The sequence below is a fragment of the Pseudorhodoferax aquiterrae genome (assembly GCF_014652235.1).
Classification (GTDB): Bacteria; Pseudomonadota; Gammaproteobacteria; order Burkholderiales; family Burkholderiaceae_C; genus Pseudorhodoferax; species Pseudorhodoferax aquiterrae.
Map to the genome: position 1 here is coordinate 1 of NZ_BMYK01000056.1, position 10790 is coordinate 10790.

Sequence of the window (10790 nt, forward strand, 5' to 3'; positions counted from 1 at the left end):
GTGCTAGCTTTGCGTACCGTCACTTATTGCACTGAAAACGAGGAGACCCCTCGATTGGCGATGTCGACCTTTTTTGGGCTTGGAAGCGCAAGTCGAAGTCAAGGCCCCAGTCCTGTCACTGCGCCGCCGGCCCGGAGTCTTTGAAGGCCCGCGAAGGGCAGAAGACGCCCCGCCCTGCCCCACCCCTTGGATTCGCGTCAAGGGGCCGTAGGGCTCGATCTGGTGGCTCATGTGGCGAACTTCGCCTCCAAAGCGCTGCGCGCTGGCGAACGGACGTGCACCCACCTCGTGGCGGCACGGGAGTGCTGTTGTATCGCTAGAAAGCTCATAGGATTGGATCAACCTGACCTGGCCAGCAGCTCAGCCTCCCGATGTCCGACGCAATGCGGTTGATGCAAGGCGTGCGGCGTCGGATAGGTGAGCAGGTCCGACTGCTTCTCCTAGATGTTCCTATGCCCGACGATCGTTCGCCACGCGTTCCGCCAGGCGCCACCCACCGAGCTCATCGCCTTGGTGCGCGTGATGGTGACCCCGAGAAAGTTCCTGCCTGCGCCTGGCGCAACGCTTCGCGGAGCTTGTCGGCACCCGCGTTGTAGTGCACCTTGACGCCGCGCTCCTCCGCCATGGCGGGCAGTGCATCCGCACCCAAATTGGCAAATGGGCGCGCTCTGTGGGGTTGCCCTGCTGGGCAGAAACGAAAAGGCCACCTAGAAAGGTGGCCTTCAGGAGAGTTGCGCGGCGAACACCGTGTTGTGAATCAAGGCGGCTTGGCGCGCATGTGGCCCGAGCCGCGGCTAAGGTCCATTCGCGTCGCTCAATTCCCAAAGAACCTCACTTTTCGGAGCTGGAGCTTGCGAGATCCGACTCAGAGAGCTCATCCAGGGTCCGGCCGATCGCTGCTAACAGCGCTTCCCTCGCGTCGGGGAGCAGCGCAGTAGGCAGTAGATCAAGCTTGATCGCTCCGCTGGCGTCACGTGATGCGTGACCGAGCTTTTTCCCCTCTGAACGCAGCTCCCGTCGAACGTCCTTTTGTGCAGTCTTTGCCACATCAAGCAGGCGGTCGACCACATGGCCCGCAGAACTGCCCTGCCCCCGAAGTTTCTCGGCGCGCTTCAGTACAAGCCGGCGATCTGCATCCAGCGCAGCGGTTAGCTTCTCGCCGTGGCGATGCGAGATCTCCAAGGGACTTCGGAAGCACTCAACGACAGCAGGAGGCAGCTGAGCCACCATCAACGCCTTGCGCACCCAAGTATGGCTAACTCCTAACTGCTCTGCCAACTGGCGCTGGGAAGGGAACAGCCCCTCATCAAGGGCGCGCTGGTACATCTGCCCTTGCTCGAAAGGAGACAGATCGGCGCGTTCACGGTTCTCCCTGTCCATCGCAGTGAACAGCTCGAGGTCATTGAGCCCGCCCTCCCAGATCATGGACAGCACAGGGATGCCAAGCTCCAAACAGGCACGATGACGCCTGTGTCCGAAGACGATTTCGAACTCCCCTTCTATATCCGCCACTGGACGAACGAGGATCGGCTGGACGTTCCCGCCCGCTTTCGAAATCTCGTCTTTGAAGCTGACGAATGCGGGAGCATTGAACGACTCCTCGTGGCGGTTTGCCCAACGGCTAGGCCGGACTTTTTGTGGGGAAAGTCGCTTAGTAGGCATCGAATCTTCGAACCGACTCAACTTCTCCCGCAGGCTGGTCAGCTCTCCTTCGACTTCTAGCATCTGGCCACGGAAGGCCAACATTTGCCCCGGGCCAGTTCGAGGCATACCCGGCCCAGTACGAGCCTGTGGAAACTTGGTTTCCAGCGGTCTGGGAGGTGCCGCCGGAGGCAGTTCGCTGCCTACGGCGAGAGGGACCGCCCTCTCCTTTGCGGCAGGAACCTCGTCCGGCAGCTTCAAGTCCGCTGTGAGATCCGCCAAGCGCTTACGGGTGCTGGCCATACTTCTCTCTCCTAAATGACGACAGGTCGCTAACTACATCTAGCTTGACGTAGCTGCGGTCTTGGCAACGGTCAAGTTCTTTGGGGGTTACTCGGTTCCGGAACAGAAGGCTTGCGAGAACAGCAGGCCCACAGTGTTTGCGGCGTGACGGCATGCAGCCATGCTTGATGGCGCCACTCCGGCGCACCCTCGCCGTCACGTCGTGGAAACCAGGTTTCCATTGATGAAGCGACACCATGATCCGGCTGAATCCGGCGAACAGCCTCGCCGGCATTTGGAACGGCGCTCTTGCACTCGATTCGCCCGTAAGGACCAACGCCCTGCTACGCGGACTACGCCGCATTTCTTCAGGAATCGTCTCAAGCTCAACGACTCTCTTGTATGAAAGGACCTTCTTGGACAAACACAACTTCGGCGAGTCCGGGAAAGAACTGCCCGCCGCGTGGAAACCAGGTTTCCACCGGCGCTGCTTCTGCGAGAACGATCCACCGAGCGGAGACCCTGACCGCTGGCTGGAAACCTGGTTTCCACCCATCACTATTGCCCCGCCGGAGCGTCTGCCCATGCTCCAACTACCGACTGCTCCACCAGATCGACAAACGCGTCATATGCATCCGCGGCTCTCTTATAGGTCTTTGCGGAACCCTCGTACTTCTGCACGTCGTAGATCGTCGCGAATTCAGCAGCAGTGTTGCTGGTCACGCTGGTCTTCGGGATCTCGACCGGCAACGTGAATTCCCCATAGGTAGATTGAATCCACTGCCGGACCGCAGGCATCGCTGGATCTGCAGCATCCACACGGCTAAGTAGCACATGAAGGAAGTCGAAGTTCTTCCTGCGCTCTGCTGCGGTCTGAGCTTCCAGATTGCCACCCAGATCCGCAAGAAGGGCCCAGAATTGGGCAGAAGACGCAAAGTCGAGCCCGCTTGGGGGAACAGGCACCACGATGCCATTGGCAGCCCACAAGGCGTTGATGGTGACGTAGGAAAGGGAAGGGGGCGTGTCGATGATGATCACGTCGTAGATGTCGCGCACGCTCTCTAGGCCAGCATTCAGCACGTTCCAGAACTCGATGTCCTTTTCCCGCATCTGACGGGAGGGCAGGGCGAACTCAGCTGAGAAGAGGAACGGAGCTGCCGCCACAAGATCCAGGCCGTCCCAGTAGGTAGAGCGAATCGCGTACTGGATGTCAGCCTCAGTCCCCTCGCACAAGGGTGCCACGGTCATGTCGGCGTCCACCTCTGCCTCAGGCAAGATTCCGTGTAGCGTTGTCAGAGAACCCTGGGGATCACAGTCGATCGCCAAGACCCGATGCCCGCGCATACTCAGACCCTGCGCAAGCACCATCGAAGTCGTTGTCTTGGCCACGCCGCCTTTGAAGTTGCCGACCGCGATCGTGATTGCTCGCTTCCCGGCGGGCCTCATCTTGTCCGCCCGATACGTTCTGGTCCATGCTCGCAACTCCGGCAGCTCAAAGTTCCGCTTCCCGCCGGTGGGTGTAAGCTTCCCGGCAGGCAAGTCTTCTTTGGTGAGCCGATAAGCCACATGTGCCTTGTCCACTCCACACAGACTCGCGAGCTGCGCAGTGCTGTACTTTGGCGACACTTTCCGAGCCTCGGGCGCAAGCAACCTGGCGCGTATCTGTTCCACCATCGAACCAGCACGCGTGGCCAAAGTTGCGATGCGAGCCATGTCGATGAGAGGCCTCGCTGCAGCCGGAAGAGGAGAGGTGGAAACCAGGTTTCCAGAAGAGGGGGGTGTGGAAGTTGCCATCGCCTAACAGTGGTTTCAACGGATTTCGCTGATTCTATGGAAATCCGTCGAATCAATGTTAAGTTTCGGAAGCGATCAAGAAGTGGTCGGCGCAAGTGTGAGAGCTTTTGGGGATCAGCCCCGCGAATGGCCACTTCGCTCTTTGAGCGCGCTTGAGAAACGTGTCGTGAGGGTCACAAGTCGACCAAATCCGCAGACATATGAGCCCAGATCGATGACATCTGGTCTCGATACCTCATATCCACTCACACGAAATCCCAGTAACGCTCACAGTAGAGAGCAAAGGACCCCACCAGGTCTCACGTTAAACCCCATCGGATCTCACAATAAATCCCAACGGGTCTCACACGAGTAGCGCTAACTTGTTGTCCTATAAGAACATTCCAGAACGCCAATGTATTCAAGGGTATTCAAAGGTTCTTCAACCTACCAAGGCACAGCAAACTTCCTTGTGTGAATTGACTCTTTCACACTTCTCGCAGAAGATGCACTCCGTCGTTCACAATGACATGCATGGAAGCCCCGCCTCGTCCACGAAAGCCACCTCCGAAGCCCGCGGACGAGCAGGCACTCGCGAAGGCCAACGAAGCCATCGCGATTCGGCCTAAGCGCGGCAAGCTCACCCTGCTGTCGCGCCGCATCTACAACGCGCTTCTCTACCATTCCCAACGCCAAGGTGTAGATGAACCGGTCTATACGCTGGCATTGAGCGAGCTGATCGGCGATGCACGCTTCAACTCCAACAACACAGAGCTACTGAAGTCACACCTCCGCGATATGCAGGCGACGACGATCGAATGGTCAACCAGCGCTATGGGTCAGAAGCGCTGGGTTTCATCACAGCTTCTTGGGACTGTCACCATTGAAGAGCAGGGCAGGGGGCGCTCAACCATCGTCACCTGGCGATACCCAGAAGAGATCAAGGAGCGGCTTGTTCGCCCACATCAGTACACCCGCGTGCTGCTCGAGATCAGCGGCCAGATGCGTAGTTACTCGGCAGCCGTTCTTTATGAGATCGGCGCGCGATACTTGACTTCGCCAGGGCGGCTCACGATGCGCGAAGACGTCGTTTGGTGGGCCGCCGTGCTGACGGGTCGCAGTGACATCACGGAAGTGGACTATCGCTTCCTCAAGCGAGATGTCATCAGCAAGGCATTGGCCGAAGTCGAAGCCCTATGCGAGGACTTCAGCCTGGAGCTCATCGAGCACAAGCAAGGCCGCAAGATCGAGGAAATCCAATTCAGGGTCCTCCCGCGCGTCCAGCAAAGGATTGGCGAGGTCGACAATAGCCACCGGAACGTCTTCGACCTTGAACTCGTCGGTCGACTCATCCAGCTAGGCGTCAAACAGGATGAAGCGCAGGACATCTACGCAACCACAGACGAAGGCCAGCTCAGAGCTACGCTGGATCACGTGCATCAACGCCTGAAAAGCACATCGCTTCCCGCGATTCAGTCGCCCGCCGCATATTTCAAGGATGCCTTGAAAAAGGGCTACTCCACCGTCAAGGCCTCTACACCCCTAGAGATTGCACAGCCGGTCCAAGGCACACCGCCTGCCGTCGTTCAAAGCGATGCGGAACGCATGCGTCGCCTGCGTGAACTCTGGGAGAACGACCGGATGAAGCGGGCGCGTGAGATGTTCATGGAAATGCCTGAAGATCAGCAGACTCACTGGCGCTCCACCTTCGAGCAAACGCAGCTGGAGGGGCTTGCTCACCCGATCGCGCGAGCATGGCGTCGGGATGGTCCGGCCAGCCGAGTTGCGGGCACCACTTTTCATCGATGGCTGGCTGCTCAAACCTGGCCGGAAGAAGCCACAGACAAAGCACTTCTCGAGTTCGCTCTTGCCAAAGGTGTCGCGGGCATCTAGCAAACCTATTCCCCGACCTCAATAGCTGCACTTAACGACTTCAGTCGATCCTCGAGTGGCCCGTACCGAACGTCGGCAACTTTCCATGGACGGCACTTGATGCTCAGATCGGCGGGGGAGGCTACGTTCGGTGTCAGGCTGGACAAGCCGACGCCGGCCAACTTCTGGACCTGGCCACAGTGCTAGCTCCGGATGAAGGGTACGGCGGCGCTGCGTGGCGAGCGCTCGGGAAGATCCAATGCCTGGACAGAGGGCGGTGACCGTGCAGTAGGCTGGGCAGCGCGAAAAATGAATTAACAGCACGGGAGCTGTTTCTAGGGACATCTGGTCTGTTATAGTTTGGCTTGCTGTTAATTCATTTATGGTCGACCTCTTTGAAACTGAGCCATCTCCTCCTGGCCTGCTCGCGGAGTTCGACGGGGCTTTTGACAGTTGGCTCACGTCGAAGCAGGCAACCGGCATCAAGGCGACCGCTGCATCCTTAGACCTGTATCGCGCCATGTGGCAGATCTTCTGCCGCTGGTGCATTGGGCAGGAGCCCCCGATTCGCTTGTCCGCAGTTACTCGGGCTGACGTTCGTCTGTTCGCGACCAAGCCTTCTTCGCACAACGCATCTGAAGCACTGTCACCGCGCTATGTGTGGCGACTGCTTGACTTGATCGAGAAAGTGCTTGCTCACTTCGCAAGAAGCGAAGGTCGTCCATACGAGTCCGTGGCCGCCCAGGTTCTTCAAGACCAGGAAGAGTGGCGGTATGCCAATGCGGCCGACAAAGATCCTCTCCCTCAGTACCTTTCGGCGGAAGAGGCGGCTTCGCTCGTCACCTATCTCTCCGCCGCGCGTCCAAGACAAACCCGCCCAGCGGTTCAGACCTGGCAGGATCTGCGCAACAGGACGGCCGTCGCGCTCATGCTGGGCGCAGGGCTTACGCCCGGGGAGGTGCGGGCGGCGCAGCTCGCCGACGTCGTTGTCGCTGGCGGGCGGACGAAAGATGTTCCGTGGAAGGTTCGGGTGGCCGCCGGCAGGGCAGGGGGGGCGCGCGAAACACCGATTGCGCCGTGGGCTGGCCAGCTTCTCCAATATTGGCTTCAGGTGCGAATCCAGGAGGGCATTCCTGGAACCAACCTGCTGCCATCTACCCGCACTGGCAAGCCTTGGACCCACGTGTCGCTGTACCAGGCCATCAAGCTCGTGATGCGAGGATCGGGTCTTGATCCATCACTGGAGAAGGGCGGCTCCTTTCGGCTGCGGCACACGTTCGCGCTTCGCCAGCTTCGGCGAGGCCAGGCAGATGCGATCGTGGCCGCGTGGCTTGGGGTCGAGGTCGCCGAGATGGCCCGATACCACCGCGTCGTTTTCTCTGCTGCGTGGGATGTTGTCTAAGTGCTGGCTGGCGCCGATGTGTTAGACCAGGACCAGCTGTAACGGCACGAAGAGCGGCAGTCTAGATGGACGAGCACGACTTTAACGGCTAAAGTATCACCAAGTATTACCGAGTGATAAGGATCACCATGGCAACGTCTCTCAAAATCGATGATGCGCTGAAGAGCCGTGTGCAGCACCTCGCCGGGCTGCGGCGTCGTTCGGCGCACTGGATCATGCTCGAAGCCATCGAGCAGTACGTGACCCGCGAAGAGCAGCGCGAGGCCTTCGTTCAGGAAGCGCAAGCCTCGTGGGAGGAGTACCAAGCCACCGGCCGGCATCTGACCGGCGAGGAGACGCGCGCCTGGCTTGGCTCCTGGGGCACTGAGAAGGAAGGGCCGGCGCCTGAATGCCACGAGTGATCGTCACGGAGGGGGCCGCGCGAGGCTTGGAGCGGTGCAGGCGCTTCCTGGCGGCCAAGGCGCCCGACGCGGCGAGGCGGGCCGGCCAGACCATCGCCCAGCAATTCCAACTCCTGGAGCGCGCCCCAGACATCGGCCGGCCGCTGCCGCAGGCCCCGGAGTTGCTGCGTGAACTCGTGATCCAGTTCGGTGACTCGGGCTACGTGGCCTTGTACCGGCATGACGCGTCCAAGGGCGCCGTGTATATCCTGGCGTTCAAACATCAGAAGGAAGCGGGGTACTGATGCTCGTGCAGGGAGCACGTGGAGGGATTGGCCTCCAAGCACCGCCCCGGTTAGCGCTCACTCTGCGACTCGGCGGCAATTGGGGTGATAGCGATTGGGCCAGGGCGCACGCGTCGTGATCCTGAGGTAGCCCCTAGAAGAACCCGGCTCGCGCGTCGACGACAAAGCCCTCGGCTCGAAGATTGATGCCAACGTAGCTAACCTTCGCACGCGGTGCGGACTACCTAAACCAACCACGCTGGACTTTTCGACACCCCAGTCGGCAAAGAGGACGATGAACGAATACAGCTTGATCTTGCCCGGACTCGAGGAGTCGGTCGCGAAGTGCCGACCAGACCTACGGCATGCGCAGCTTGTGCAGACGCTGGCTCGCTTTCCGGCTCTGGAAGGCACCACCTTGCGCGCGACGCGTGGCGGCGACGGCAGCATCTACATGCAGCGTCGCAAGGTCGTGCGTCCAGACGGATCGGTGGAGCACGAAGACCATGAAGCATGGCTTGAGGAGCAGCTGCGTGTCGATGGCGGCAACGCCAAGGTGACCTATGCGCGGCTGTCTCAGCAAGGCTACCGCCTCAGTCGCTGCGACATCACACGCTTGCACCTGGCCTGCGATCGGGGAGGGGAGGACCAGGCGGACTTCCTGCAGGTCGACGTCGATCTGTGCGACGACCGCGTGCAGTGCGCGCTGTTCCGCGGGTATTACTTCGACGAACCGCGTACGCTGCGGGACCTGGTCGACTTCGCCGAAGGTGAGGCGGTCGGCGAGGACCAGCGAACGCCCATCAGCGTGCGCTACGAACTGCGCCGTGTCATCGATGTGGCCAAGTTCGTGGACCTGGCGGAACAGCTGGAAGAGCAGCAGCGCGCCAACCTCCGGGCACGCGAGTACGTGGTCACGCTGGGAGACGGGTCCAAGAAGACGCAGTCGCATGCCGACCTCGATCCCGGGTTCGAGCGCTTTCGCAGCAAGACCCGGCGGCTATTCGACGACTGGCGCGCGAGCAGCGCCGGCCGAGCCGGTGCAAGGTTCTGCGAGCACTGGTTGCTCCAGTTCAGCGACTGGACCGATCCGAGCTCACGCACGCGCTACCTCAGCGTTGTGCCGCTGTGGACCTTCAGCCAGAAGCTGGCCGAGGTGAACGCTCGCAGCGGCGATGTGTATGGGCTGTTTAGCAAGCTGCAGACGATCGACCGGCGCGTGGAGGTCCCGTTCGCTTGGTTCTTCTACATGCTCCATGGCAACCGCGTGCACGACGGCGCCGGCGAGCGCGTGCTCGAAGCCGCCGAGGGCGGCCTGATCGTGCTGCCCGAGCACGACTACCGTGTACTTCGCAACTGGGCCGATCGGCGCTACGGCTTCTGAGCCGCCAATCTGAACTGCAGGCTACTCAGCGAAGGACACGACGCCGTCACGCCTTCAACGACGCGAGGAACATCGTTCCACCGTCTTCCAAGGACGTGCCCCTCATCTCCCCGCCATGTGCTTTCGCAATCTGCGCCGCGATGAAGAGACCGAGGCTCGTACTGCCATCGGCGGTGCGGGACTGGACCGATGGTGGCAGCTAACCGCAATGAATCTCCGATCCGGTCCGACCAAGCGAGCGCGCCATGACCTGCTCGGGAACCTGCATCGTATGCACGCAGTGCGGTGGACACCATCCTCGGCGGGCCTCTCGCAATCTCGCGATGGGTCCGCTACACGACTACCCAGCAGGGACCACGTTGTTGACTGTGCGCGGGCGTGGGCCGCTTCCATGCCGTGTAGGTGCCGCTTGCAGATGGAGCTGGAGCAGACCACCCGTCCTCACTGGCGAGCATGGCACCCGCGCCATCGCGGCCTCGGGGACAATGGCCACATGCATGAGGAGATCCGCTGGCTTGCTTCGCTTGATGCGCTTCGTTTGGAGTGCGACGGGATGACGCGCGTCATCTCCAACCTCCTGCAGCGGGACGGCATTCGCCACACCCCGATGGCCGGTCGTCTTGCCATCGAGGGCGTTGGCCAGATCGTGCCGCACTGCTGGATCGAGCTGGAGGACGGCCGTCGCATCGATCTGCGCGCCCGCATGTGGCTGGGCGACGATCCGCGGGTGCCGCATGGCATCGTGTCCACTCATGCGCTCGGCATGCAGTACGAAGGCGAGCCGTTCCAGGTGGTGAGCAATCCGCTCGTCTTTTGGGCGCTAACCGACAGGACGATGGACGCGTTTGCGCCAGCGAGCTTTCTTGCAGCACCCCTGCTGGCCTCGCAGATGGCCAGCGCTGATAGCTCTGGGCGGGGAAGCGACCAAGCGCGCGCCCAACCGGCATCGACCGAAGTGCGTTGATGACTGCAGACGACGTTGATGTGTCCAAGCTCCCGCACGACGTGCAGGAGCGTCTGCCTATCGCGGTGGAGCGCGCGCACCACAAAGTCCGGACGGTTCAGCCAAACCGGGAAGCCAATCATCTCGTCAAGGCGGCGCAGAAGGCCTCGACCGCCTCGCAGCGGGTGCTATGGCTACAGCGCGCGGCATCCGCATGGGCCAAGCCCATCGAGAAGGTCGCGGCCTGTCGCAAGGGCTGCACGCACTGCTGCCACATCTCGGTGACCATCTCCGCAGTGGAGGCAGCGGCGATTGGCCGCCGCGTCGGCGTCAAGCCAGCACAGCCGCACAAGGCGGTTCATCTGCCGTCCTTGCGGGACTTGAAGCAGGCGGTCTTCGAGGTGCAGTCGATCAGCGCGCGAACCGAAAGCTCGCCTTGCCCGTTTCTGGTCGACGACGCTTGCAGCATCTACGTGGTACGCCCCGTGGCATGTCGATTGCTCCTCAACCTGGACGACGATGCGCTGTTGTGCAGGCTGATCCCTGGTCAGGCGGTGCCTGTTCCCTACGCGAACAGCGACCAATTCAAGACGCTGTACCTGATGGCCCAGGCCGGGTCTGCGTTGGCGGACATCCGCGACTTCTTCCCTACTGCCTTGTCCCTGAACCCATAGCAATGAAATCCGGGATGCCGTTCATGGCACGCGAGTAGAGCCAGTCTGGTGCGATGCGGTCGTGCGCAAGCTCCCAGATCGGCTTTGCCGCGTGGACTTGCTGGTTGGGGTCTCCTCGTTTTCAGTGCAATAAGTGACGGTACGAAAAGCTAGCA

9 protein-coding genes are annotated in these 10790 nt (G+C 61.0%); 7 read left to right on the forward strand and 2 right to left on the reverse strand.

The genetic code is table 11. The features are described from left to right. Positions 1-831 precede the first annotated feature (831 nt). Together IE209_RS33035 and IE209_RS33040 are read right to left on the reverse strand one after the other, a co-directional pair. Positions 832-1944, reverse strand: coding sequence for a ParB/RepB/Spo0J family partition protein (locus IE209_RS33035; protein WP_189691105.1), 1113 nt, complete (start codon positions 1942-1944; stop codon positions 832-834). A gap of 537 nt (positions 1945-2481) precedes the next feature. Beyond that, positions 2482-3636 (reverse strand): AAA family ATPase, encoded by a 1155-nt coding sequence (locus IE209_RS33040; protein WP_229883182.1) that lies wholly within the window; start codon positions 3634-3636, stop codon positions 2482-2484. 594 nt (positions 3637-4230) lie between these two features. Between IE209_RS33040 and IE209_RS33045 the strand changes: the two genes are divergently transcribed. The 7 genes from IE209_RS33045 to IE209_RS33075 all read left to right on the forward strand — a co-directional run bounded on the left by IE209_RS33045 (position 4231) and on the right by IE209_RS33075 (position 10635). Next, positions 4231-5589, forward strand: coding sequence for a replication initiation protein (locus IE209_RS33045; RefSeq protein ID WP_189691107.1), 1359 nt, complete (start codon positions 4231-4233; stop codon positions 5587-5589). A 361-nt stretch (positions 5590-5950) separates the two neighbouring features. Then, on the forward strand, positions 5951-6970 hold the full coding sequence (locus IE209_RS33050) for a tyrosine-type recombinase/integrase (RefSeq protein WP_189691108.1): 1020 nt from the start codon (positions 5951-5953) through the stop codon (positions 6968-6970). A gap of 128 nt (positions 6971-7098) precedes the next feature. Beyond that, positions 7099-7371 carry a CopG family ribbon-helix-helix protein gene (locus IE209_RS33055; RefSeq protein ID WP_189691109.1) on the forward strand — a complete coding sequence of 91 codons (273 nt, stop codon included), beginning with the start codon at positions 7099-7101 and terminating at the stop codon, positions 7369-7371. Further along, positions 7359-7655 (forward strand): type II toxin-antitoxin system RelE/ParE family toxin, encoded by a 297-nt coding sequence (locus tag IE209_RS33060; RefSeq protein WP_189691110.1) that lies wholly within the window; start codon positions 7359-7361, stop codon positions 7653-7655. The genes IE209_RS33055 and IE209_RS33060 overlap by 13 nt, the downstream gene beginning before the upstream one ends. A gap of 274 nt (positions 7656-7929) precedes the next feature. Continuing rightward, positions 7930-9018, forward strand: coding sequence for a hypothetical protein (locus IE209_RS33065; RefSeq protein ID WP_189691111.1), 1089 nt, complete (start codon positions 7930-7932; stop codon positions 9016-9018). Positions 9019-9511: 493 nt separating this feature from the next. Next, positions 9512-9982 (forward strand): hypothetical protein, encoded by a 471-nt coding sequence (locus IE209_RS33070; protein ID WP_189691112.1) that lies wholly within the window; start codon positions 9512-9514, stop codon positions 9980-9982. Next, the gene (locus IE209_RS33075; protein WP_189691113.1) at positions 9982-10635 is read left to right on the forward strand and encodes a YkgJ family cysteine cluster protein; all 654 of its coding nucleotides are present in this window, start codon (positions 9982-9984) and stop codon (positions 10633-10635) included. The genes IE209_RS33070 and IE209_RS33075 overlap by 1 nt, the downstream gene beginning before the upstream one ends. Positions 10636-10790 lie beyond the last annotated feature (155 nt).

What these genes read in the sequence shown, in the direction of transcription:
- IE209_RS33065 (WP_189691111.1), top strand. Translation starts at nt 7,930, where the DNA reads ATGAACGAATACAGCTTGATCTTGCCCGGACTCGAGGAGTCGGTCGCG.
- IE209_RS33055 (WP_189691109.1), top strand. Translation starts at nt 7,099, where the DNA reads ATGGCAACGTCTCTCAAAATCGATGATGCGCTGAAGAGCCGTGTGCAG.
- IE209_RS33040 (WP_229883182.1), bottom strand. Translation starts at nt 3,636, where the DNA reads ATGGCTCGCATCGCAACTTTGGCCACGCGTGCTGGTTCGATGGTGGAA.
- IE209_RS33050 (WP_189691108.1), top strand. Translation starts at nt 5,951, where the DNA reads ATGGTCGACCTCTTTGAAACTGAGCCATCTCCTCCTGGCCTGCTCGCG.
- IE209_RS33035 (WP_189691105.1), bottom strand. Translation starts at nt 1,944, where the DNA reads ATGGCCAGCACCCGTAAGCGCTTGGCGGATCTCACAGCGGACTTGAAG.
- IE209_RS33075 (WP_189691113.1), top strand. Translation starts at nt 9,982, where the DNA reads ATGACTGCAGACGACGTTGATGTGTCCAAGCTCCCGCACGACGTGCAG.
- IE209_RS33060 (WP_189691110.1), top strand. Translation starts at nt 7,359, where the DNA reads ATGCCACGAGTGATCGTCACGGAGGGGGCCGCGCGAGGCTTGGAGCGG.
- IE209_RS33045 (WP_189691107.1), top strand. Translation starts at nt 4,231, where the DNA reads ATGGAAGCCCCGCCTCGTCCACGAAAGCCACCTCCGAAGCCCGCGGAC.
- IE209_RS33070 (WP_189691112.1), top strand. Translation starts at nt 9,512, where the DNA reads ATGCATGAGGAGATCCGCTGGCTTGCTTCGCTTGATGCGCTTCGTTTG.